Origin of the sequence: Streptococcus sp. 29887 (assembly GCF_032595075.1) — a bacterium.
Classification (GTDB): Bacteria; Bacillota; Bacilli; order Lactobacillales; family Streptococcaceae; genus Streptococcus; species Streptococcus iners.
Map to the genome: position 1 here is coordinate 1,105,063 of NZ_CP118735.1, position 25,241 is coordinate 1,130,303.

General features: G+C 36.1%; 24 protein-coding genes. 22 read left to right on the forward strand and 2 right to left on the reverse strand.

Features of this window, described 5'->3' with window-relative positions; all coding sequences use genetic code 11:
- The first annotated feature begins 15 nt into the window (after nt 1-15).
- On the forward strand, nt 16-513 hold the full coding sequence (locus tag PW252_RS05520) for a hypothetical protein (RefSeq protein ID WP_248050310.1): 498 nt from the start codon (nt 16-18) through the stop codon (nt 511-513).
- 2 nt (nt 514-515) lie between these two features.
- Here the strand turns inward: PW252_RS05520 and PW252_RS05525 are convergent, their stop codons facing one another.
- Both PW252_RS05525 and PW252_RS05530 read right to left on the reverse strand, forming a co-directional pair.
- Entirely contained in the window at nt 516-1,811 is a 1,296-nt protein-coding gene (locus tag PW252_RS05525; protein ID WP_248050307.1) for a relaxase/mobilization nuclease domain-containing protein, read from the reverse strand.
- A gap of 1 nt (nt 1,812) precedes the next feature.
- Nucleotides 1,813-2,166, reverse strand: coding sequence for a plasmid mobilization protein (locus PW252_RS05530; protein WP_014636982.1), 354 nt, complete (start codon nt 2,164-2,166; stop codon nt 1,813-1,815).
- A gap of 308 nt (nt 2,167-2,474) precedes the next feature.
- On the opposite strand from PW252_RS05530, the gene PW252_RS05535 reads away from it, so the two are divergent.
- The 21 genes from PW252_RS05535 (at nt 2,475) to PW252_RS05635 (ending at nt 25,070) form a co-directional block, all read left to right on the forward strand.
- On the forward strand, nt 2,475-3,302 hold the full coding sequence (locus tag PW252_RS05535; RefSeq protein WP_248050306.1) for a glycerophosphodiester phosphodiesterase family protein: 828 nt from the start codon (nt 2,475-2,477) through the stop codon (nt 3,300-3,302).
- Between the two features lie 18 nt (nt 3,303-3,320).
- Nucleotides 3,321-4,382 (forward strand): extracellular solute-binding protein, encoded by a 1,062-nt coding sequence (locus tag PW252_RS05540; RefSeq protein ID WP_248050303.1) that lies wholly within the window; start codon nt 3,321-3,323, stop codon nt 4,380-4,382.
- A 28-nt stretch (nt 4,383-4,410) separates the two neighbouring features.
- Nucleotides 4,411-5,424, forward strand: coding sequence for an ABC transporter ATP-binding protein (locus PW252_RS05545; RefSeq protein WP_248050301.1), 1,014 nt, complete (start codon nt 4,411-4,413; stop codon nt 5,422-5,424).
- A 1-nt stretch (nt 5,425) separates the two neighbouring features.
- The gene (locus PW252_RS05550; RefSeq protein WP_248050300.1) at nt 5,426-7,123 is read left to right on the forward strand and encodes an ABC transporter permease; all 1,698 of its coding nucleotides are present in this window, start codon (nt 5,426-5,428) and stop codon (nt 7,121-7,123) included.
- The gene (locus tag PW252_RS05555; RefSeq protein WP_044772217.1) at nt 7,123-7,827 is read left to right on the forward strand and encodes an MgtC/SapB family protein; all 705 of its coding nucleotides are present in this window, start codon (nt 7,123-7,125) and stop codon (nt 7,825-7,827) included. The genes PW252_RS05550 and PW252_RS05555 overlap by 1 nt, the downstream gene beginning before the upstream one ends.
- Nucleotides 7,828-7,937: 110 nt before the next feature.
- Nucleotides 7,938-8,537, forward strand: a complete 600-nt coding sequence (locus PW252_RS05560; protein WP_044772215.1) for an HAD family hydrolase — start codon at nt 7,938-7,940, stop codon at nt 8,535-8,537.
- 11 nt (nt 8,538-8,548) lie between these two features.
- A complete protein-coding gene (locus PW252_RS05565) occupies nt 8,549-10,579 on the forward strand; it encodes an extracellular solute-binding protein (protein ID WP_248050298.1) in 2,031 nt (676 codons plus the stop codon).
- Nucleotides 10,580-10,737: 158 nt separating this feature from the next.
- Nucleotides 10,738-11,172 carry a PTS sugar transporter subunit IIA gene (locus PW252_RS05570; protein ID WP_044772212.1) on the forward strand — a complete coding sequence of 145 codons (435 nt, stop codon included), beginning with the start codon at nt 10,738-10,740 and terminating at the stop codon, nt 11,170-11,172.
- On the forward strand, nt 11,156-11,629 hold the full coding sequence (locus PW252_RS05575; RefSeq protein ID WP_044772210.1) for a PTS system mannose/fructose/N-acetylgalactosamine-transporter subunit IIB: 474 nt from the start codon (nt 11,156-11,158) through the stop codon (nt 11,627-11,629). The genes PW252_RS05570 and PW252_RS05575 overlap by 17 nt, the downstream gene beginning before the upstream one ends.
- A complete protein-coding gene (locus PW252_RS05580; RefSeq protein WP_044772208.1) occupies nt 11,626-12,399 on the forward strand; it encodes a PTS mannose/fructose/sorbose/N-acetylgalactosamine transporter subunit IIC in 774 nt (257 codons plus the stop codon). Before PW252_RS05575 ends, PW252_RS05580 begins: the two co-directional genes overlap by 4 nt.
- Before the next feature lie 44 nt (nt 12,400-12,443).
- Nucleotides 12,444-13,202, forward strand: coding sequence for a PTS system mannose/fructose/sorbose family transporter subunit IID (locus tag PW252_RS05585; protein ID WP_248050296.1), 759 nt, complete (start codon nt 12,444-12,446; stop codon nt 13,200-13,202).
- A gap of 3 nt (nt 13,203-13,205) precedes the next feature.
- Entirely contained in the window at nt 13,206-14,249 is a 1,044-nt protein-coding gene (locus tag PW252_RS05590; RefSeq protein WP_014636969.1) for a tyrosine-protein phosphatase, read from the forward strand.
- A 19-nt stretch (nt 14,250-14,268) separates the two neighbouring features.
- Nucleotides 14,269-16,134 (forward strand): HTH domain-containing protein, encoded by a 1,866-nt coding sequence (locus PW252_RS05595; RefSeq protein ID WP_044772204.1) that lies wholly within the window; start codon nt 14,269-14,271, stop codon nt 16,132-16,134.
- 18 nt (nt 16,135-16,152) lie between these two features.
- On the forward strand, nt 16,153-18,048 hold the full coding sequence (locus PW252_RS05600) for an ElyC/SanA/YdcF family protein (RefSeq protein ID WP_105209223.1): 1,896 nt from the start codon (nt 16,153-16,155) through the stop codon (nt 18,046-18,048).
- 207 nt (nt 18,049-18,255) lie between these two features.
- Nucleotides 18,256-18,660 (forward strand): sigma-70 RNA polymerase sigma factor region 4 domain-containing protein, encoded by a 405-nt coding sequence (locus PW252_RS05605; protein WP_044772201.1) that lies wholly within the window; start codon nt 18,256-18,258, stop codon nt 18,658-18,660.
- A 344-nt stretch (nt 18,661-19,004) separates the two neighbouring features.
- Nucleotides 19,005-19,253 (forward strand): DUF3173 family protein, encoded by a 249-nt coding sequence (locus PW252_RS05610; RefSeq protein ID WP_027973757.1) that lies wholly within the window; start codon nt 19,005-19,007, stop codon nt 19,251-19,253.
- On the forward strand, nt 19,246-20,448 hold the full coding sequence (locus tag PW252_RS05615; protein ID WP_248050294.1) for a tyrosine-type recombinase/integrase: 1,203 nt from the start codon (nt 19,246-19,248) through the stop codon (nt 20,446-20,448). The genes PW252_RS05610 and PW252_RS05615 overlap by 8 nt, the downstream gene beginning before the upstream one ends.
- Nucleotides 20,449-20,784: 336 nt before the next feature.
- Nucleotides 20,785-21,057, forward strand: a complete 273-nt coding sequence (rpsP, locus tag PW252_RS05620) for a 30S ribosomal protein S16 (protein WP_002940682.1) — start codon at nt 20,785-20,787, stop codon at nt 21,055-21,057.
- Nucleotides 21,058-21,078: 21 nt separating this feature from the next.
- A complete protein-coding gene (locus tag PW252_RS05625) occupies nt 21,079-21,321 on the forward strand; it encodes a KH domain-containing protein (protein ID WP_002940680.1) in 243 nt (80 codons plus the stop codon).
- A 195-nt stretch (nt 21,322-21,516) separates the two neighbouring features.
- Nucleotides 21,517-23,253, forward strand: a complete 1,737-nt coding sequence (locus tag PW252_RS05630; protein WP_248050292.1) for an ABC transporter ATP-binding protein — start codon at nt 21,517-21,519, stop codon at nt 23,251-23,253.
- An 8-nt stretch (nt 23,254-23,261) separates the two neighbouring features.
- Nucleotides 23,262-25,070 carry an ABC transporter ATP-binding protein gene (locus tag PW252_RS05635; protein WP_248050290.1) on the forward strand — a complete coding sequence of 603 codons (1,809 nt, stop codon included), beginning with the start codon at nt 23,262-23,264 and terminating at the stop codon, nt 25,068-25,070.
- Nucleotides 25,071-25,241: the final 171 nt, after the last annotated feature.

Here is a 25,241-nt window from a genome sequence, read left to right on the forward strand (position 1 = left end):
AGGAGTGATACTGTTATGATTTTGTTAAGTTTATATGGGCTAATTATTGTAGCAGCAATTTGTCTTTTCTTTTTCTTTGCAAAGACTTCTGTTAAGCTTAGTTGTTTTGCAATTGATTTCGTTGCAGTATTTATATATACAATTTATCTTTTACATGATGCAATCTCTAGCAAGATTTCAAGCGGTAATATGATTTATTTTTGGGATGTTTTGCTTGGATTGGCTTCAGTCGTTGTATATGGTTTTCTATTGTTGTTGTTGACCATTTACTTGCCAAAGGTAAGTAAGATTATCAATTTCGTCATAGTATATTTTGGTGTAGGGATAGGTATTTGTTTGGCAACTGATTTCATAACTTCCCTGTTATCAATCTTTAATTCAAACATTGAAGCAACCTATCGGTTACAGTTTTTGAATAATGACCTTGCTAATGATGTATTTTACTATGTACAATTTCTCTTTGTTTCTATACCTGTATGGAAGAAGCGGATGGATTATCTAGCTGGTGAATAATCTTAAATATTGCGATTTTGTTCAGTTTCAAAGTAATAGTCAATATTTTTCTTGTGCTGATATAGTTTGTTGAATTGAAATTTTATTTGAGAATACTCTGTCATAAGGGTATTCTTTTTTTCTTGCAATTGTTCTAACTGGGATAATATGTCTTTTGGATTGGCTGATTTATTATTGAGTGAAAGGTCTTGTTTGGCCATTTTGTAGGCAGTAATTTCTTTCTGATATTCTTTTAAGAACTGGCGATTATTTGGTTGCTTCTGATAATGATGATAAATGAGTCTATTCTTCTGTATGACGTGAAGATTTTCCATTATCTTACCAAGTTCCGTCATTTCTTTATCAATTTGCTTAACTTCATCTTGAATCAAGATTTGTTTATCAGCAATAGATTCGATGGCAAGTTCTAAATCATTTTTTGTTTGAATACCTAGGTTTCTCAGTTCAACTAGACCTTGTGCCATGGATTTTAAGTTGTGTTTTCTCGCCCAAAATTCTAAACCTTTCTTGTCATTAAATTTAGTTGTATCAATAAGTTGTTGAGGCGGATTATTCTCAATTCTTTCTTTCAATCTCTCCTCAGTATAGTCGGATCCAATCGTTTTAGAGCGTGTAAATCTAGTAGCATTTTTACATTTGAAGGCAATGTGTTTTCCAAATTTGATTTCGCATTTTGATTTCTTCATACGGTCAAGAAAGTCGTCCCATGAGTTCGAACGTGAAATATTTAGGTCGATAAGAAATTGTAAATATGACTTCCAACCTTTACCATTTTGGCTTTGTTCCCACTCATAATGGGATTTTCCTCTGGTTTTGTATTTCGTACGATAAGTTTGATAATGTTCATCAATAATTGACAATTTGTATTTTTTGCATAAGCGATCACTAGTAGACCGTATTTGCTGATAGGTCCGTTTATTGCTTTGATAGCATTTCCCAGTTTCAAAATTGACATTATTAAAAATAATATGATTATGAATATGGCCTTTGTCAATATGAGTAGTAAGTACAAATTCATACTCATCTTTCAAGATATTTTTACAGAGTTCTAATCCAATTTTATGGGCAGTTTCTTGGTCAACTTCACCTGGTAAGAAGGATTGAATCAGGTGTCTAGCTAGTACCGTTCCATTTACTTTTTTCTCTTTTCGAGTTTGTAAGAATTGTAAATGAGCAGTGGTAGGGAAACACATGTGTGTCGAAATGAGCGTTTGATCATCTGTTTTTTTCTTCTCAAGGATGTAGTCTATTGCAAAATGCATAGTAGATTTAATGGGGTGAATTTTAGTAACAGCCATATCAAATATCCCCCTGATTTGTTCTGTTGTAGAGTATGTTTTGTAGTTTATTGAGTTCCTTACTCAAACGATGTATTTCGTTTTGGATTGTCGTAATGTCCTCTTTATAAACAAGGGAGTAAGTATTGACCTTCTTGGCAATTTGGTTGACATTAGTGGAGGTCTTTGAAAGGAGATGTTGTAACTCTCTAAATGGTTGCATATCGACTTCATAAATCGATGTTTCAAGGATACACTTGAGGACGAAATGCCGCATTGATTTTGACCGAGATTGTCCATATTTTTGTCGCACTTGAGCAAGTTCTTTATCCGAAAGTCGAATTTTTAATTGGTTTGGTCTAGTACGTTTTTCCATTGTCTATTCCTTCCTATATCGGGGTCTTAGGGTTCTCCCTAACAAGTAAAATGTAACGAAAAAAGCAGAGCCAAAGGCATCTGCTTCGTTAATTTTATCGTAAGTGGGTACCCACTTACTGTGCTTGCTACAAGAGTTTAAAGTTGTAGAGCGGTAAGCTGATATATTTATTTAATTATATCATATAATTTAGATTTCTTACAGTTTTATTTGTTTAAAAAACTTTTTTAAAAATTTTGCAAAAAAACTTGACACGTTCCAAAAAAACGCTTACAATATCATTAAGAAGAATTAAAGGAGGATTACTAATGAATCTTTTGCAACAATATAGAGAGGAAAGGGGGGTATTGATTGCTGTTCATCGTGGTACCAATGGAGGCAACATTATTCAAAATACAACAAAAGCGTACCTAAATGCTATTCAACATAAAGGTGATATGGTTGAAGTAGATGTTGTTCGTTCAGTTGATGGAGAATTTTTTGCATTCCATGATGGTCAAGAAAAACTTGTTTTTGATATGGATATTGATCTTCGTCAAATTCCTGCGGAACAAATCAAAGCTTTAACTTGTTTCAATTCATTAGCAGAACCAGTAAATCAAAAATTGGAAACAATTGAAGAAGTTCTTTTAAATCTTGAAGGTAAATGTTTGATAAATATTGACCGTAGTTGGTTTTACTGGGATACTTTCCTTGAAAAACTTAAAACTTATAAGTCATTGAATCAGGTGTTACTTAAAGCACCAGCAAAAAAAGAATTGCTGGTACAATTGAGAGATTCTGAATTGGATGTAATGTTTATGCCAATTATCAAAACAATTGATGAGTTGGAATTAGTTTTAAATTTCGAAGGTATTAACTTGGTCGCAGTTGAGCTAATTTTTAAAGATTTAGAGTCAGAATTAATTAGCTTTGATACCATGCAAGTACTTAGAAAGAAAGGTATATCATGCTGGGTCAATGCTCTTCGACTAAATGATACTATCATATTATCAGCGCAAATTGATGATGAGGCAGCATTATTTGATGATGGTGAATCATGGATTAAATTGGTAGAATTAGGATTTGATATTATTCAGACCGATTGGCCGAACTTACTTTATAATTGCTTGAAAAATAAAAATTTAAAAAAATAGAAAACAGGAGTATATTCTATGAAAAACTTTAAAAAACTTTGCATGTTTGCTAGTGTTACTACATTGTTAACAGCTTGCGGTACTACAACATCTAACGAATCAACAACAGGTAGTTCGACCGAGGAAATTGATTATTCACAAGAGATTGTTATTTATTCAAATTCTACAACTGATGGACGTGGTGAATGGCTTAAGGAACAGGCCTCTGAGAAAGGTTTTAATATTTCATATGTTGATATTTCTGGAGGTGAGCTAGCCGATCGGTTAATCGCAGAAAAAAATAACTCTATTGCAGATATGGTGTTTGGTTTGAACAATTTAGAGTTTAATAGAATCAAAGATGAGGGCTTGTTAGTAAAATATAGTCCTGAATGGATTGGAGAGGTAGATTCAAGTCTTGGAGATTCTGACGGCTATTATCATCCCCTTGTTGTTCAGCCGTTAGTACTTATAGGTAATTCAAAAGTAGATATGCCAAGTGATTGGACTGATTTAACTAAAGATAGCTATAAAGGAACATATGGAATTTCTGCTTTGAGTACTGGTACATCTAAAAATATTTTTGCAAGTATTGTAAGTCGCTATGCTGATGAAAATGGTGATCTAGGAATTTCTGATGAAGGTTGGGAAGTAGCTAAGAAATATATTCAAAATGCACACACCTACGCACAAGGTGAAGATTATATCTCTGCTTTAATTGATGATAGCAACCCATTGAACTACAGCATGATGTGGGGTTCAGGTGTTCTTCAGAACGAAGCTGAACGTGGCTATAAATTCCAAATTATGAGTCCAAAAGTAGGAGTGCCTTATGTTACAGAACAAATTGGTATACTATCAACAAGTAAGAAAGAAGCTCTAGTTAAAGAGTTTATCAATTGGTTTGGTAGTGCCGATGTACAAAAAGCTTGGAGTGATGAGTTTGGTTCAATTCCTGCTAACAAAACAGCCCTTGAAGGTGCTAAAGCTGAAATTAAAGAATTCGCAAGCAGCGTAAAACCTCAAGAATTGGATTGGGAGTTCATTGGTGAGAACATTAACTCTTGGGTTGAAAAAGCTGAGCTTGAATTCGTAGAATAGTAACAATTAGAAGTGAGGAGAGGTGTATATGATTACCTTTAACGATATACAAATCAAATATGCAGATTTTATTGCGATTGACAATTTGAATTTAGAAATCAAGGAAGGGGAGTTCTTTACATTTCTCGGACCAAGTGGTTGTGGTAAATCAACAACCTTGCGAACCTTAGTGGGGTTCATCAACCCCTCTAAGGGTACCATTCATGTTAATGGTAAGGATATCACGAATTTAGAACCAGAAAAACGTGAGATTGGTATTGTTTTCCAAAGTTATGCCTTGTTCCCTACAATGACAGTATATGATAATATTGCATTTGGTCTGAAAGTTAAGAAGATTTCTCCTGAGATCATAAAAGCCAAGGTTCATGAGGTTGCTAAGAAAATCAAAATTTCTGATGAGCAACTTAAGCGTAATATTTCAGAACTCTCAGGTGGACAGCAACAACGTGTCGCATTAGCAAGGGCTTTGGTCTTAGAACCTAAGATTTTATGTTTGGACGAACCTCTGTCAAACTTGGATGCCAAATTGCGTGTTGATTTGCGTTTGGAGTTGAAGCGACTTCAGAAGGAGTTAGGCATCACAACCCTCTATGTCACTCACGACCAGGAAGAAGCCTTAACATTATCTGATCGTATTGCTGTCTTTAATAATGGCTTTATTGAGCAAGTTGGTACTCCGTATGAAATTTACAATCAGTCTAAGACAGAATTTGTATGTGATTTCATTGGCGATATCAACCATTTGTCAGAACATACATTAGCTATACTTGCTAATGGGTTACCAATTTTTGAACCAACAAGTGGCCATGTTCGTTTAGAACGGGTTAAATTGGAAAGACAATCAGAAAGTGATTTGTCTATACAAGGGAAGATTATTGATTTGGAATTTAATGGTGTGTTCATTAAATATACTGTTGTATTGGATAATGGACAACAAGTTAATATCATTGAAAAAAATGATGGGCATTCAAGCCATGTTATTGATGATGTCGTGACTCTATTTATCAATCCAAAAGACATTATGCAATACGGAGGAAAGTAGTATGCTCAAAGATATAAAATGGAAAGACTGGTTACTACGGATAGGTGTTCTGTGGTTGCTGGTAGCCTTCATCATTTATCCAAATATCGGACTTCTGACAAATGTCTTTTTCAAAGATGGTGAGTTCTCCTTACGAGCTTTAGATAAGATAATGAGTTCGGAACGTGCCCTTAACAGTATTGCAAACAGTTTTAAATTAGCCATTTCTATGGTAGTAACTGTTAACCTAGTTGGTACTCTTGTCGTACTCTTGACTGAGTATTGGGATATTAAAGGAGCCAAAGTTCTCAAACTTGGGTATATGTCTTCGTTGATATACGGCGGTATCGTTCTCGCCACTGGCTATAAATTTGTTTATGGTAGTAATGGACTGATTACTAAGTTATTGCTGTCAGTTTTTCCTAGTATGAATGCAGATTGGTTTCATGGTTTCGGAGCGGTTTTGTTTATCATGACTTTCGCTTGTACATCAAACCATATCATGTTTTTGACGAATGCTGTACGTAGTGTTGATTATCACACGATTGAAGCTTCTCGAAACATGGGTGCGAAACCAATGACTGTATTCTTCAAAGTGGTACTGCCGACATTTAAACCTACATTGTTCGCCTTAACCATTTTGACTTTCTTAACTGGTTTGTCAGCAGTTTCTGCCCCACTCATTGTGGGTGGAAAGGAGTTTCAAACCATTAACCCGATGATTATTAGTTTTGCAAAGTCCAATGGGTCAAGGGATCTTGCAGCCTTCTTAGCCATCATGTTGGGCTTGGCAACAATCTTACTGTTAACCTTGCTTAACAAGGTAGAAAAAGGTGGTAACTATGTTTCTGTTTCAAAAACAAAAGCTGGTCTGAAAAAACAAGTTATCACATCACCAGTTTGGAATGTCATTGCCCATATTGTTGCCTACATGCTATTTTTGATTTACATGTTGCCTATTACCCTGGTTGTCCTATATTCATTCACAGATGCATTGACAATTAAAACTGGTAACTTGAGCTTATCTAGCTTCACTTTAACTAATTATAAAGAGCTTTTCTCAAACGCTGAGTTCTTTAAACCTTATCTTGTAAGTTTGCTTTATGCAGCATTAGCTGCATTTGTAGCTACTGTTATTGCAATTGTTATTTCAAGAATTGTTCATAAGAACACATATAAGTTCGATAAATTCTTTGAGTACGGCGCTTTGATCCCATGGATTTTACCGAGTACCCTAATTGCCCTCGGTCTGATGTTTACCTTTAACGAGCCTCGTTTGATTGTATTTAATCAGGTTCTCATTGGTACCTTAGGTATGATGCTCATTGCTTACATTATCCAAAAACTTCCGTTTTCATATCGGATGATTCGAGCAGTATTCTTTAGTATTGACAGTGATATGGAAGAAGCCGCCCGCAGTATGGGAGCATCTAGTTTCTACACTATGGTAAAGGTAATCATTCCGTTTATTATGCCAGTCGTGCTGTCTGTAATGGTACTAAACTTTAACTCACTATTATCGGACTATGATTTATCGGTCTTCCTCTACCATCCTCTCTTTAGACCACTTGGTGTTGTCATTAAATCAGCAACAGATGAGACAGCTACCGTCAATGCTATCGCTATGATGTTTGTTTATTCAGTAATCTTGATGGTCATGTCGGCTTCTGCCTTGTATCTAAGTCATCGTTTCAGAACTCAAAAGGGGTCTAAACGGTAATGGGTGAGTTGGGAGATTTGACACTACCTACGATTTTACTTAGGGTAACCTTATCAGTTGTTTTAGGTGGTATTATAGGATTTGAACGAGGCGTTAAAAATCAGGCGGCTGGAATTCGTACTTACATTCTTGTGTGTTTAGCTTCAGCTATGGTTATGATGACCAACCAATACATCGTCCTTAAAAATGGCTATGGTGATCCTACACGAATGGGTGCACAAGTTATTAGTGGCTTAGGATTTCTAGGTGCTGGAACTATCTTAGTAACAGATAACCAGAAAATTCGTGGACTAACCACGGCAGCAGGACTGTGGGCTTCCGCTGTAGTTGGTCTAGCTACTGGAATTGGTTTCTACTCAGGTGCTTTTATTTCAACTGTCGCTCTAATTGGTATTATGACCCTATTTACTCCTTTAAAAGATTATTTAAATAGTAGGTCTAAAATTGCAGATTTCCATATTATTTTTAACTCGTTAGAAGGCTTTAATCGTCTCCTTATCTTTTTAAGTACCTCTGATATTAAAATACTGGATATGCAAAATGGACTAAGTCATAACGATAAGAAAAAAGGGATATATCAAGAAGAAGCCAGTCAAGTTTCTTGCTACCTGTCCTTGAAACTTAATGAATCGTTTAATCATTTAAAGTTGATGGAAGATTTATCTGGGATACCAGGTGTGATATATTTAGAGGAATTGAAATAAGGTGTTGTCTAGACAGCACCTTATTATTATAAAATGACTACGAAAATTCAATGTATTTTGGTAGAATAGTAAGTGAAATAATATTGTTGTGAAGTGAAAAGAGGAGTGGAATGAATTTAGTTTTTGATTTTGGAAATGTGATTATTGAGTGGGACAAGGAAATATTTTTGAAGACTTTATTACCTGATGATGAGTCACGTTGTCGAGTAGATGATTCTATTTTTGGCTCAGGCTTATGGGAAGAAATGGATGCCGGCCTTCATACAATTGAAGAAGTTGAGCTTAAAGTTAATGAGGCCTTATCATATAAATTTGAGGAAGAGGTTCATCAAATCATGTGGTACTGGTATCGTTATGCCAGATTCTATGATGATGTAGTTAAAAAAATGGCTTCATTAAAGCAACATGGACATAAGTTATATATTCTTTCTAATACTTCTCAATTATTTTATCCTTGTTTGGAAGAACGAGCACCAGAACTCCTATCAATTTTGGATGGTAAAATATTATCTTATGAGGTAAAGCAATCCAAGCCAGCACCTCAGATTTACCAGACGTTATTGAAAACTTATGACCTTGAACCAAGCAATACATACTTCTTTGATGACTTAGAAAAGAACCTTGTGGCTGCCCGAAATCAGGGCATAAATACTTACCAGGTAACAGAAATAAGATTATTTTTAGAGTATTTGGATGTTTTTTTAAAATAAGAGGCTAGGTTATGGTTACTATAAAAGATATTGCTCGTGAGGCTGGAGTTTCACATGGTACGGCATCAAATGTCTTAAATAAAAGAGGAAATGTTCGATCTTCAAAAATTAAGTTGGTAGAAGAGGCGGCAAAGCGTCTTGGCTACCAACTAAATTCCCAAGCTCAGGTTCTGAGAAAAGGATTGTCAAAAAAAGTCTGCGTTTTTATTCCATATTTTGGTCGTTTTCATTACACTGACCTCATTGATTTTCTATTGACCTTTGATAGTGATGACTATGATATTGATTTAGTTTATTTCAAAAATCAGGTTGATTTAGATGAGCGGATTATAAAGATTAGTTCTCTCTTACCCCTTGCAGTGGTTTGTCTTGGGCTCGAGCCAACACGTACGACAGACATAGAAAATCAAGGAACTAAACTCATTCTTGTTGATAATAAGAACAATGCTAGCATCAACTTTGATATTGACCGTATCCATGCACTGGTGTTAAATTTCTTAGAAGTCCGTTCAAATGGGATTGTTACACTCATCAGTCCATATGATGGTTTTTCCCTATTTGAGAATCTGCATCGAGTTTTACTTAAATCAGATTTCAGAGTACGGTTGTTGACAGATTCTGACAATAATAACATTGTGATGACGTACTCAAAATTGTCTCATCTAACGGCTAATGACACAATAGTTGTTTCTGATGGTAAGGTTGCTAAGGAATTAATCGACTTGTTTAATTGGTTTGGGAAAACGGACAGGCCTCATATTTTGGTATTAGGTTGTCGTGATATCGTAGGTCTTCAGAATACCTCCTATTTGAAATTAGATTATAAATTAGTTGCAAAACGGGTACTAAATATTTTAGAGAATAATGATTATTCTCCTATTGAGCTTAAAGAAATCGAGAGTCATAATGAGGATACTTGTCAACAAGTTGCTTTAACCTTAACTCTTGCAATTGTTGAATCACCAATGTCAAATGCTATTAAGGTACTGGTTGAAAAATACAAGGCCATGACAGGAATTACTATTCGTATCGAAGAATTCACCTATCAAAAATTGCTTGCCAACTTATCAAATCAAGATTTTTTGAATCGTGTTGATTTGATTCGTGTAGATATGGCTTGGTTACCAAATTTTGCTGAAACAATTTTTCAGGAATTGACTAGCCAAGAGGTGGCTCAGTTAATTAACAGTAAGTTGATGACAGGTATTGCCTTAGAGTATAGCTATCAGTCCGATAGGCAATACACTTTCCCATTTGATATCTCCAGTCAAGTCTTAGTTTATCGAAAAGACCTTTTTGATAATACGCTACTCCAGCGTCAGTATTACGAGAAGTTCAAAAAAAAATTGGCTGTACCAAAAACTTTTGAAGAGTTTGATCGCGTGTCGTTTTTCTTTAGTAAGTCTTTTAACAAAGATTCGGAGACGGATTTTGGCCATACACTAGCAGTCAAGACCCCTATTGTAGCAACATGTGACTTTATGCCAAGATATAGAGAAAAGTTACTTAATAATAGCATGGACTTGTCCGTTATAAATGAGGCATTTAATGATTATAAAAAGAGCGTGACATGTACGAATGGAAAACTTGATTTATGGTGGGAAGACCACGTCAAAAATTTACGTCTAGGTCATACCGCAATGGAAATTGTCTTTTCAAACTATATATCACCATTGTTTTCTGGTTCAGAGAAGTATGATGTTACCTATCAATTTGATATTGCTAGTGTACCAGGTAAACAAGCGATGACCGGAGGTGGCTCTATTGGTATTAGTCGATACTCCGTTGAGGTTACTCACTGCTTGAACTTTTTAAAATGGCTGTATTCACCAGATGTTTCTCGTCTATTAGCCTACCTTGGAGGTGTACTTCCTGTAGAAACAGTTATTGAGGACACTAATCTCGGACAAATGTATCCATGGTTTGAGAATTTTAAGGAGACTTTCAGTCAGGGAAGTAGGAGTAATTGGCATGATTTTGTTACTGATTTAGATTTTGAAAATTTATTAGGGCGAGAGTTAATTGAAAGATTTTCTGAATGAAATAGTGGCAGTTAGTCTTGTGACTAATTGCTTCTTTTTTTCACAAAATTTCACTTTATAAAGTGAAAATCCTTTCATTGAAACCGCATATAATTCCCTTTATAATTAACTTATAAAACCAAAGTTTTTATTAAATTAAAATAAATCAGGAGGATAATATGTCAGACAGTGTTGCACTACTACTAATGTCTCATGGTAATTTTGCGAAGGCTGCAATTGATAGTGCAGAGTTGATTGTAGGTAAGCAGACCAACTTTGAGACATTAGGAGTATATACAGTTGACGATGTCGAGGTTCTAAAAGAAGAGATGTTTCAAAAGATTTCCTCGTTGGATACAACTAAAGGACTGGTTGTTCTTACGGATATTATCGGAGGAACTCCAATAAATTTAGCATCACAACTTTTATCTCAGGAAAAAGTAGTAGTTGTCTCAGGATTGAATCTACCCATGCTTTTAGAAGTTCTGATGAATCGTGGACAGCAAATTGAATCATTAGCTGCTGTATTAAAGACAGCTTATGACCAAGGATTTAGTGTCAGGACTAAACAAGATTTAATTGAAGAAGGAGAAGAAGATGACTATAGTCTTTAGTAGGATAGATGATCGCTTAATTCACGGTCAAGTAGTTACGACCTGGGTTAATATGCATAAGATTGAGCAAATTATTGTTTTGAATGATAAAGTTGCTGGCGACAAAACTCAAAAAAGTATTTTGACTATGGCAGCTCCACAAGGAATTTCTGTAAAAGCATTTCCTGTTGAAAAATTTGGTGAAATTATCAAAACAAACAAAATTACTAGACGAACAATGCTACTATTTACGACTAGTGAAGATGTATTAAGAGCTTACGAAGTTGGTGTTCCAATTCCTTCTCTTAATGTGGGTGGAATGAGGTTCCAAGAAGGTAGGGAGAAGCTAACTAAGTCGGTTGCTGTTACACCTTCCGAGAAGGAAGCATTCAAGAAATTATTGGAAAACTCAGTGGAAGTAACAATTCAGATGGTTCCAAACGACGAAAAAATTAAATTAGAGGAGGTCATTTTATGATTCAGGCATTACTAATTGCAGCGTGGGCTGGTCTATGTGCAATTGATGATATTGGTACTCAAATGTTGAGACGTCCCTTGCTGATTGCTCCCGTTATCGGCTTGATAATGGGAGATGTACAAACATCATTACTCATTGGTGCTTCACTAGAAGTTATGTGGATGGGTATCGGTAACGTTGGAGCTTATTCAGCACCTGACATCATTTCAGGTACTGCAATCGGGACGGCATTAGGTCTTGCATCAGGTGGTGTTGCGACTGCTGTAGCAGTTGCGGTTCCAGCTTCTCTATTAGCTCAACAATTACTCGTACTATATCGTTCAAGTATTGTTTATTTGAATCCAATCGCTGAAAAAGTCGCAGAGACTGGTGACTTTAGTAAAGTTTATCGTATTAACTATATTCCAATGGTAATTGCCTTCCTTATTCGTGCAGTTCCAACTTTCATTGCTGTATATCTCGGTGCTGGTGTAGTAGACCAAGTTGTTGCTGCACTTCCAAAAGAAATTATGTCAGGTCTTTCAGTAGCAGGTAAGATTATTCCTGCTGTGGGTATTGGTCTCTTGATGCTGATGATGTTGAAAAAAGCTGAGCTTTGGACATTCCTAATCGCTGGTTTTGCTCTAGCAGTTTATCTGCAGCTTTCAGTTTTACCAATCACTCTAATCGCTTTACCGATTGCTTTGATTTACGACTTGGCAACTCAAAAAGCTCAAGTTAAAGAAGTTGTCGGACAAATTGATAATGATGAGGAGGACTATGATCTATGAGTAACAAAATTACAAAGCAAGATTTAAACAAAGTATTTTGGAGAATGCAATTACTAAACGTAACTAATAACTTCCAATCTATGCAAGCTATTGGTTTCTTGTCAAGTTTCACACCTGTTCTTGAACGTTTGTACAAGGATAAGCCAAAAGAGTTGTGTGTGAAAGCTATGAAGCGCCATCTTGAATTCTTTAACAGTCATGTTAACTCAGATGCCTTGATTCTTGGAATTGCAGCTGCCGTGGAAGAAACGACAACTGAAGATCAGAAGGATACTGTAACTGGTATCAAAACTGGCCTAATGGGACCACTCGCAGGCATTGGTGATAGTGTATTGAAATTCACTTGGTTACCAATTTGCGGAAGTATTGGTGCAGCCCTAGCATTAAATGGTAGTGTCCTCGGTCCGATTGTAATGTTCTTACTCTATAACTTTGTAAACATTGCGTCTAAATATTATGGTATCCACTTAGGCTACGCTAAAGGAGTAGAATTGATTGAAGGAGTAGGTGGCAATATCCTGCAACGTCTATCAAATATTGCGAATGTTGTCGGTCTTATGGTTATCGGAGGACTTATTGCTTCTGTCGTTAAAGTAAATGTTGTCTCTGAAATTAAGGCTGGTGACAACGTTATCCTCTTCCAAGAAATGTTTGACAAAGTTATGCCTGGGTTGTTTAGCATTCTGTTAACTTTTGTTATCTATAAAATTTTGAAGAAAACAAATGGCAAACATGCACCACTATTAATCTTTGGAATTATGGTTATTTCTATCCTCTTGACATATTTGAAAGTGTTAGGTTAGATTATGGCTAAAGAGTTTGAAGTGAAACAGTTTCAGAAGAATATCTACACTTTTATTAGAGAAAGTGATTCTGAAAATGAAGAAGTCGAAGTATTTCTGTTAAGTAGCTCAGACGGTGAGCCAATTAAATTTCTAAAGAAAACTGATGATAACAAATTTGAAATTCTGCTAGAGTTAGATAGAAGACCGTATTTCCTGATTAAATCCAAGTCAGGCGAGTACAAAGTTGCTGAAAGAACTTTACCAGTGTCTGGAATGAATAATTTTAGAGATATGGGTGGTTATAAAGCTAATAACGGTAAGAGAGTAAAATGGGGGGTGTTATATCGTTCTGATCATATTCACAATGCAACAGAAGATGGTTTAGAATATCTAAGACAGTTGAACTTAAAGACAATTGTTGATTATAGGAGTGATAATGAGGTGTCAAAGTACCCCAATCCTATAATTCATACAGGTGTCACGAGCTTTCAACTAGATCCATCTGCTCATGTTGCAGAGCTCGCAGCTCAATTTCAGTCTTCTAAAGAGGATGAGGACATTAACCTTATCAATAAAATAATTGAGCAACAAAAATCAGGTCAATTAGTTGATCACTCAGAAGTTGTCTATTCACAATATAGAACATTTGCAGAAGGTAATGAATCTAAAGCAGCATTTTCTAAAATGCTAACTGTACTTGCAAATCCAAATTCACCAGCTAGTGTTCAGCATTGTCGAGGAGGCAAAGATCGTACTGGTTACGGAGCTATGTTACTATTAGGAATTCTCGGTGTCAGTAAGGAGGATTTAATTCAAGATTATCTAATTACTGGAAAAAATCGTGAGGAACGAAATAGAGTAAAAATGGAAGGGTATAGAAAACTAACAACCGATGAAAAAGTGTTAGATCATCTCTATTCTTTTATTGATACGAAGTCAGATTTTATTGAAGCATCTATCAATTCTATTTTTGATGATTACGGTTCAATTGAGCAATATGCTATCTCAGAGTTAAATCTTGATAAGGAAATTATCGATAGACTTAGGGAAATGTATTTAGAGTAAAGTATAGGAGGATAATATCGTGGGTAAGGAAGTATCGGAGAAACTAAAAATCTTAGATAGTAAACCTAGACTTAAGGCGTTGTTTATCTTCCTTTTTCGTTCAGAAGATTTTGTAACGAGTTCGTATATAGCTGAAACGCTAAATGTGACATCACGAACAATAAAGTCAGATATCAATGAATTAAAATCATGTATCCAGGATTTAGGAAGTATTGAATCCAAACGGTCATTTGGTTACAAATTGCATATCAATAATCCTAGTTATATAGAGCAAATCAAAGAGCTATTTCAGATATTTCCCTCTGTCAAGTTAGAAAATGAGAAAGATACATTTGTCTTATATATTCTTAGAAGGCTGGTATCATCTACAATACCACTCAAAATTGAAGACTTTCAGAGTGAACTACTCACGACTAGTCCTTTGACAAGAGAATTACAGGAGGTGAAAAATCTCGTTTCGAAATATGGACTAACACTCCAGATGCGTCCGAAGTATGGTATCGAGATTGTTGGCCCACAATTTAAGAAAGTGATGCTGACAATCAGAATATATAGGTATTTTGATAGATACACTACTTATAAGTCAGGGGTACCTGATTATGAAAATTTGTTTGCTTGTTCCGATTTTGACAAGGAACTTATCCGAAAAACAATTTTAAGCTCAATTACTAAATCTCGGATAGTTTTTTCGGACCTTAATATTGAAAGATTTATCATCTATTTAATTTATTTCCGAAATAATTATTATCAGAAAAATCAGGATCTAGAACTACAACCAATAAATTTTTGTTATGAATCTACGGATGAACATAAATTGGTTGTTGAAATTATTGAGAAATTAAATAGCCGTCTGTATGGATTTGTTTTCGAAAAAGAAATAATTCAGTTTTTAACTTACATTGCTGTTATAAGTACGGATTTATATAGATTCTCAGATTGTTCTAGTGAAAATTATAGTCAGCTTATTATACTAGCTCAAGAAACAAGAAACTTTATCCTTAGAGAGTTATCAGATTACTTCAGATTTGATTTCTTTGAAGATTACACTTGTTTTAAAGATACTTTGAAAATAATGCTTCCGATTAGCTTAAAAATACTGCTGAAAGTATCAGACAGTATTGATTTACGCTATAAGGATTTTAGTAGGAAGGATGAGCAACCAATTTTAAGGTATTTCGTAGAGAAATTATCTTCAAAATTTTACGAGAAGTATACTTATGAGTTTTCGAAAAGAGAGCTAGATATACTATATCTGACATTCTTAGGTGTACTTAATCGTATTGTACTTGATCGAAAAAAATTAAGACTAGCCATTATAGCCATTGATGGTCGATTGTCAACTCAGCAGTTGAAATTCAATCTGCAACACTATTTTTCAAATTATATAGAAAGGATCGAAACAAAAACATTATATGAATTAAATTACAGTGACGATAAAAACTATGATTATTACCTTTGTTCCAACTTTGGTAAGAATTTAAATATTTCACAAAATCCAATTTACTATGTAAAAGATGGTTTGTCAGAATTTGATTATGATGATTCTTTTAGTACGATATTTTTTGATTCGTATTCGTATGATACGAAGTTCCCAGCAATAGAATTTCGGAATAATTTTATTGAAATTGAGCCTACGGATAATTTTGAAATCATTGAAATTGAAAATAATGGTATAAAAATAAGATTTAACCTGGAGCTTTCATCTGAGGAGAATAATATTATTGTATATCGGAATCTATCTCAAGAATATATTATTGATGTGCATATAAACGTTGAAAATAATCCTCAGCGTTTAAAAATGCTGTTAAATATCCTTAATAGTATGGTCTTAAGAAGTGATTTGCTTTCTAATAGTCATATTTCTTATCATGATTTATTGATATAAAAATTTTGGAGGACACTCATGTTCAATACAAATAATAATTCTTGCAGAGCAAGAAAGTTTAAAGCATTGAAATTAACTTCAATTTCTACACTGGCTTTATTCTGGCTTTTGTCATCAGGTCCAAATGTACAGGCTTTAGATAATAATAGTGGAAACTTGCCTACTAGCGTTTCTGTTACTAGTACTATTGATAGCTCACAAAGTATTGATATTACTACTTCAGAAATTAGTACAGAGACAGGAGTAGCTGAAAACGAAACAACTACTTTAATTAGTACTGATGATTCAGCACCTGGAGTGCAAACTAGAGCATATTCAGCTGCATCAGATACCGAGGAAGCTTCAATTTCAAAAGATTTTTATGAAAATCTTACGAATGAACGAGTTGACTATACTAGTGAAATTGGTTTTGATTTCTACTCAGAATTGCCTGCTCCAGGTGCAAAAGCCGATGGTAGAGGTGAACCTTTGGAAAAATTGATTTCCAACTATGGTGATTCTTATGCCAATGATTCAATTCTTAGTGAAGATGTTATTAGATTTAGACGTTGGGAATGGCAAGATCTGTATAAATCTTTAGATCAGAAAGCTCAGGAAAATCCTGACTATTTGAACACTTATCGTTTACAGGCAGAGGTTTATTTAGTAAATAAAAATTATAAGGAGGCTTTTTCACAGCTAGATAGAATCTTAAGAAGAGATCCAAGCGATATTCATGCCTTATCTTTGTCTATCCTTGCTGCTAAAGTGACAGGTGAAAAGGAGCAAGTAAAAAACCGCCTAGCTGCTTTAAAATATATCTCACCAGAAGCAGAAGAAGCTGTTCATAATGTACTAAAATTTTCTGATTCAAACAATGCTAAGAAAGTAAATTATGGCTCAGACCAACTTACAGATATGGTTCCTGATGTCATTGCAGTTTTTGGTCAATCCCCAAATCCTGATGGTACTCCTTCACCGGCATTGATAACTCGTCTCGAAAAAACAAAAGAAATGGCAGAAAGGTATCCAGATATTCCAATTGTGCTTAGTGGGGGTCCTGTTCGTTACGAATATGCAGAAGCAGATGTAATGGCAAAATGGCTAGTCGAAAATGGAATTTCTGCGGATCGATTGATTTTAGATGATATTGCTCGGGATACACCAGGTAACGCAGTAGGAATGGTTAAAGCGTTCAAAGAATTTGGAGCTAAAAATGTCCTAGCTGTTGGTACAATTTTACACTTACCACGAGCTACAACCGTATTAAAAGTTTATGCGGATGCAGTAGGTTATGACATCACAATTGATTCAGCTGGCGGTGGAACACCTCCTTCGGGATCTAAGCAAGAAGGTGAAAGACTTTACACGTATGTAAATGCTTTGCGTGCAGGTTTCTTATATACTAAGGATGACTTTGATAAGTTTTCTAGAAGAACAGTTAAAGTTACCTTTAAGGACCATGATGGAAAAGTAATTGAAGAACGAGAATACAAGTTAGGTGAAAAAGTTGATTTCCCTACTTTAGCTAGAGATGGCTTTAGTTTAAAAGGTTGGGCAACAAATTCAGAAGGCATAAAACTAGATGAGTTCTTCCCTAAATTAGATACAAAACTTTACGCAATTTGGGAGAAAAATCCTGATAATTTACCGTCAGAAAAACCAAAAGAACCAATCCAAACTGGTTCAAATGTAGTTGTAACTGAAGCTCCAGAGGCTAAAGAAAGTAATAAGAAAGCAGAATCTTCAGCTATCGTCACTAAGGTTTCAGAAGATAAAAAGCATTCACTACCTGAAACTGCCTCTGCGGTATCTCAAACAAAATCTTTACCTAAGACAAATTCAGTTAATAATTTATCTTACTCTTTGTTTGGATTCTGTTTGGTTGGTCTATCTTTTACTGGTCGTAAAAAAAGATCAAAAAATAATATTTAAAAATATATGAAATTCGGGGAGTAGTGTAACAACTATTCTCTTTTTTCATAAATTTACCTGATTTATGACCGAAACGCTCCTTAAATATTTTCACTCTTGTATTAGAAGGACCCTCTAAGTGAGTAGAAATATCGAGAGCAGCTATGCCATTTATCAGATCTCCTCCCTCCAACTAGTAAGCCTAAAACTAACTAGTAGGAGGATAATATGAAGTATTATATATACGTTAAAGGTGAAAAAATTCCTGTCTCAGAGGAAATTTACAAGTCGTACTGGCAGGTGGTAAACCATCAGAATTATGTCAATCGAAAAATGATTGCAAATGGCGTCCGTAACTTTTCATCATTTGATAAGGCTGAGTTTAATTTCGATGAATTGCTAGTAGATGAACGTGTAGACGTCGAAAGAATAGTCGTTACAAAAATGATAATAGAAAAGTTGAATGAAGCATTATTGACTTTGTCAGATTTGGAGTTTTCAATAATCAAAGCAATATATTTTGAGGATTACTCGATAAGACAAGTTGCTAAAGAGCAAGAATTGTCAGCCTCTAGTGTGTTTAGACTGCGAAATAAGGTTTTAAGTTATCTGAAAAAATTTATTGAGAAATAGTGGAACAAAAGGGATAAAATGTAACTCTTATTATTGAAGAGGTATTTTATCCTTTTATTGTTCATTGAAAACTGAATAGACCAAGGTGGGACTTTATTTATTTGTCGAGCAGTTGAAATAGATACGCGATGATATGAGCGAAAAATATATGTTTCTACAATTGGGTTGGAATCCAATTTGCCATGACACAAATAATGTTAATGATACTTCTGTACGTTCAGGCTCTAGTCGAAAAATGGAGCAGGTGAGATTCCTATGTTGATTTCCAAATCAACCCACCAATGTCATGAAACTTAGTTCTGAGTAACATGCATTCGGAAATTTTTAATAGATAGAGGTATTCTATGAAGACAATAACTCACAAGGAATTAATGAGATTGGGTTTTGCAAAAACTACAGCTAGAAAAATAATACGGCAGGCCAAAAATATTGCAATAAAGAGATTCGAAGAAGCAGACAAAAATAGTAAAAATGCGGTAAAATTAAGTAAATCTCCATTCGACAATAGGCGATTAGACTTAGCGCCGCTATCTATTGTTGAAGAATTATTAGGATTCTCCCTCGTTGAATACGAGGAGATTAACCATGACTAATCGTTATAAAGGTGTAAATAAAGATAAGAAAGGCAGAATATACATACAGACAGAATTTAAATCAAATCCCGTAACAGGTAAAAGACAAAGATATAAAAGTTATTTAAACAGATGGGGGAAACCTTTTGATTCAGAAAAGGAAGCGTACAATGAATTATGTAGAGTGCGTGCAGAGTTTCATGATAAATTTGAATACTCAGATTATGATATTTCATATTCGGCATTCATGAATAGTGTTTTCCTACCATATTACAGACAAACTGTTCAAGGATTAACTTATCGTACTGCCATGGTACATTTTGAATTGTTTATTAAAGAATTTGGTGATACAAAACTAAGAAATATCACACCAAGAATGTGTGAGCAATTTAGAGTAAAAATCATTGCCAATTATTCACCAAACTATGCCAAACAACTATGGTGTAGATTTAAACAATCTTTAGGATATGCAGAACGTTTAGAGTATATAAAATCTTTTCCATGTAAAGCGTTAGATAATCCAAAAGGAAAAAGGCCGGAAACTAAATTCTGGACTTATGAAGATTTTTTAAAAGTTATTCAGCAATTTGACTTGACTGATTATGAAGATCACTTAAGATACGTAACAGTTTGGTTATACTATATGACTGGAGTTCGAGTAAGTGAAGGATTTTCATTGATTTGGTCTGATTTCAATGCTAAGAAAAAAACACTTCATGTCCAATCAACACTTGAAGCGATAGGGAAAGGTCAGTATTTTAGAAAATTACAAACAAAAACTGACGCAGGAAAACGTTATATATCTTTAGATGACGAAACGGTAAGGATATTAATGGAATGGAGAAAAATTCAAGTTTCGAACTCAAAGGATAATTTTATCCTTTCTAGATTCGGTGAACCTATGGTAAAAAGCACCTTATCAAGAATGCTAAAAAGATACGCACTTAAAGCAGGCGTTCCTATTATTACAGGAAAAGGATTAAGGCACTCACATGATTCATTCATGATAAATGTTTTACACTTAGATGTTGTAGCATTATCACACCGATCAGGAAGAATTGATAAAGCAACCACCTTAAATACTTATTCACATTATTATCAAGTTGATAATACAATTGGTGGACAAATTCAGGAAATTTTGGAACAAAGTGGAGTTGCAAAAACACAATCAAATAAAACTGTTGCACACCCCACCACACCCCACCACAATCAATAGATAGGTAGCTGAAATACTGATAATACAAAGAAAACATGAAAGAATGCAATTGTTACTCTTAAATAATCGAGTAACTACTCAAGTAGCTTAAAAACATGATTAAACCGCTATTCTTCGGAGTGGCGGTTTTTCTTTCTGTTTGAAAAGGGGCAAATAATCCCATTTAACCATAATAAATCATACTATTTTCCAATCAATTTTAAGTTGGATGGATTTTTTTAATATCTGTCAAGTTTTTTTCTTGACACCTGCTTAGAGTGTGTTATAATAGAACATGTGCTAAATAGCTCTGCTATTTCACCGAATAAAAAATTAAAGAAAAGAGAACATTTTAAAATGGCAGTAAAAATCCGTTTGACTCGTATGGGTTCTAAAAAGAAACCTTTCTACCGTATTAACGTTGCAGACTCACGCGCTCCACGCGATGGTCGTTTCATCGAAACAGTTGGTACTTACAACCCACTTTTGGCTGAAAACTCAGTAACTCTTAAAGAAGAGCGTGTACTTGAGTGGTTGGCAAAAGGTGCACAACCATCTGATACAGTTCGTAGCCTTCTTTCAAACGCTGGCGTATTGAAGAAATTCCACGAGCAAAAATTCTCTAAATAAGAACAGTAAGCGAGAACACTTATGGACATGATTGAAAATCTCATTATTGCGATTGTGAAACCTTTGATTTCACAGCCTGATAGCTTGACAATTAAAATTGTTGATACACCTGAATTTTTAGAATATCATTTGGATTTGGATAAATCTGATATTGGACGTATCATTGGGAAAAAAGGGCGCACAATTTCTGCAATCAGAACGATTGTCTACTCTGTTCCAACAAGTGATAAAAAAGTTCGTTTAGTGATCGACGAGAAAGAATAATAAAAGTCACCGTATGGTGGCTTTTAACTTAGAAAAAGGGGCCAGGCCCCTTTTTATCGTCATTTAGCTTACTCTTGTTATTTCGACGTATGAGAGAGTAGGAAAACCCTCAGCCTTACTAGATTTATACATCTAGAGTTAGGGGTTGATATATTTTCTGTCGCTCTGTGAAGCGGCAAATAGAAAGGTGGATTTATGCGATTGATTTGGACCTATTTGAAACAATATCCCAAGTGGATTGCCTTGGACTTGTTGGGAGCCTTCTTATTTGTAGTGGTAAACCTAGGCCTGCCGACATTTTTGGCAAGAATGATTGATCAAGGGATTACACAAAACGATGTTGGGCAGCTTTACTACTGGGCAGGAATGATGGGCTTGATTGTCTTGCTTGGTATTGTTGGACGAGTAACCTTAGCCTATGCGGCTGGACAGTTGACAACCAATATTGTCAAGGATATTCGGAATGATCTGTACGAAAAAATTCAGGACTATTCTCATCATGAATATGAGCAGATTGGTGTTTCTTCTCTAGTTGCTCGTATGACCAATGATGCTTTTGTTTTGATGCAGTTTGCGGAGATGGTACTGAAACTGGGAATTATCACACCTTTGATGATGGTTGCTTCTGTTTTCATGACCTTGGTAACCAGTCCAAGTCTGGCCTGGACAGTAGCAGTAGCCATGCCTTTTCTGGTTTTTGTTATTTTCTATGTTGCAACCAAAACTCGTCCTCTTTCTGAAAAGCAACAGAAACGATTGGACACTATCAACCAATATGTTCGTGAAAATCTTATGGGCTTGCGGGTCATTCGTGCCTTTACGCGTGAAGAGTTCCAAGAAACTCGTTTTGCAGAGGTCAATGAAGAATATACTGAAACATCCAAAAAACTCTTTAACCTGACTGGTCTGACAGAGCCACTCTTTGTCCAGATTATCATTGCCATGATTGTGGCTATTGTCTGGTTTGCCCTGCCTCCTTTGAAAGATGGCAGTTTGCAGATTGGGGATTTGGTAGCCTTTATCGAATACAGTTTCCATGCCCTATTCTCATTCTTGCTCTTTGCCAACTTGTTTAACATGTATCCACGGATGTCGGTATCGAGCCAACGGATTCAGGAAGTCTTGGACATGCCTATCTCTATTTCTAAGAATGAAGACGGCATAACTGAAACAGACACTCGTGGCTATTTGGAATTTGAAAATGTGACCTTTGCCTACCCTGGTGAAACAGAGTCGCCTGTGCTGCACAATATTTCCTTCAAAGCTAAGCCTGGTGAAACGATTGCCTTTATTGGTTCAACAGGTTCTGGTAAGTCTTCCTTGGTCAACTTGATTCCGCGTTTCTATGATGTAACTCTAGGACGAATCTTGGTAGACGGGGTGGATGTCAGACGTTACAATCTAAAGGCACTCCGTAGTAAGATTGGCTTTATTCCGCAGAAAGCTCTGCTATTTACCGGAACCATCGCTGAAAACCTCAAATACGGGAAGCTAGACGCGAGTTTGGCGGAGTTGCATGAGGCGGCGGATGTGGCCCAGGCCAAAGATTTTATCGAGAGCAAGGAAGAGCAGTTTGACACCCACTTAGCAGAGGGTGGTAGCAACCTGTCAGGTGGTCAGAAGCAACGTCTGTCTATTGCCCGAGCTATTGTCAAGCAGCCCGATATTTATATCTTTGATGATTCATTCTCTGCCTTGGATTACAGGACGGATGCCATTTTGCGTAGTCGTTTGAAAGAAGTGACGGAGAATGCGACGGTGCTAATTGTGGCCCAACGGGTCGGAACCATTATGGATGCGAACCAGATTATCGTGCTGAACGAAGGTGAAATCGTTGGTCGCGGTACCCACAATGAATTGATGGAAAGCAATGAGATTTATCGTGAAATTGCTAATTCTCAGCTTAACCGTCAATCTCTGACAGAAGAATAGGAGGGATTATGAAGAATAAATCAGTATTTACTCGTGTTTGGGACTATTTGCGTCGTTACCAATCTTCTGTATTTTTAGCCGTTTTTCTAAAGACCATCAGTGCAGTTATGAATGCCTTAGAACCCTTTGTACTGGGGCTCATCATTACAGAATTGACCAAGAATTTGCTGGATATTGCTAATGGAGTAGAAGGGGCGGAAATAAATGTTTCCTATATCGCCATCATGCTTGGTCTGTACGCACTCCGTGCCCTCATGTATGAAATCGGCGCCTATGGTTCCAACTATTTTATGACAAAAGCAGTGCAGGGTGCGACAAAGGAATTGCGTCAGGATTTAAGCCACAAGATTAACAAAATTCCTGTTTCTTACTTTGATAAGCACCAGTATGGTGACTTGCTGGGGCGATTTACCAGCGATGTGGAAACTGTTTCGAATGCCTTACAGCAAAGTTTTCTTCAGTTGGTTAATGCTGTATTGACCCTCTCTCTAGCCATTTTCATGTGTTTCTGGTTGGATGTATCCCTAGCACTTGTAGTCGTAACCTTGGTTCCAGTGACCTATTTTGGTTCTAAGTTTGTCATGGGCAAATCCCAGCCTTATTTCAAACAGCAGGCGGATGCCCTCGGTCGTTTGAACGGCTTTGTCCAAGAAAATCTGACTGGTTTTAACGTTCTCAAACTTTACGGTCGTGAAGAAATTTCTACAGAAGAGTTTCGCCAGATTACCGCAGATTTGCAGGAAGTTGGTTTCAAGGCTAGTTTCATGTCTGGCTTGCTCATGCCTCTGGTTCATGGCTTGTCAAATATCGCCTATGTCGTCGTTGCCCTGCTTTCTGGTCTGAAAGTACTTGCAGGTACATTGACTGTTGGTAATATGCAGGCCTTCGTCCAATACGTCTGGCAGATTTCTCAGCCCGTCCAAACCTTGACCCAGTTGGCACCCCAGTTGCAGTCTGCCAAATCCTCCCTTGAACGCATCTTTTCAGTCCTAGATGAGCTTGATGAAGAAGACGCCAATGCGCTAGAGTTGACAGAAAGTCTGACTGGACAAGTCAGCTTTGAACAGGTCGAATTTGGCTATTCAGAAGACAAGCCACTCATCCGTAACTTTAATCTTGATGTTCAACCAGGTGAAATGGTGGCCATCGTTGGACCAACAGGGGCTGGTAAGACAACCCTTATCAATCTTCTCATGCGTTTCTACGATGTGACATCAGGTTCTATCAAAGTGGATGGTCAGGACATTCGAAATATTTCGCGTCAATCCTACCGTAGTCAATTTGGTATGGTCTTACAAGATGCTTGGCTCTATGAAGGAACCATCAAGGAAAACCTGCGTTTTGGACGTCTGGATGCGACAGATGAGGAAATTGTGGAAGCTGCCAAAGCTGCCAACGTTGACCACTTTATCCGTACCCTGCCTGGCGGTTATAATATGGAAATGAACCAGGAATCCAGCAATATCTCCCAAGGTCAGAAACAGCTTTTGACCATTGCGCGTGCCTTGTTGGCGGATCCTGCTATTCTGATCCTTGACGAAGCGACTTCTTCAGTCGATACCCGTTTGGAACTTTTGATTCAAAAGGCCATGAAACGATTGATGAAGGGGCGGACAAGTTTTGTCATTGCCCACCGTCTATCAACTATTCAAGAAGCTGATAAGATTTTGGTCTTGAAAGATGGACAGATCACCGAACAAGGTAATCATGACAGCCTTTTGGCGGACAAGGGGTTCTATTATAATCTATACCAAAGTCAGTTTAGTCAATCTAATACTCTTCGAAAATCAAAAGCAGACGTTGTTGACTTGATTTGATTTGATGAGTGAAAAGATCCTGTGGATTTTTTCAGCCTACTACCTGAAGACGCGAAAGTAGTAGGGGGACTATCTGCTCTTGGAGAAGCGAACTTTGTTCGCTCTATTTCCAACCTCCAAAGGCTCCCCAAACCTTTGGAGCTAGCCTGATTTTGATTTTCATTGAGTATA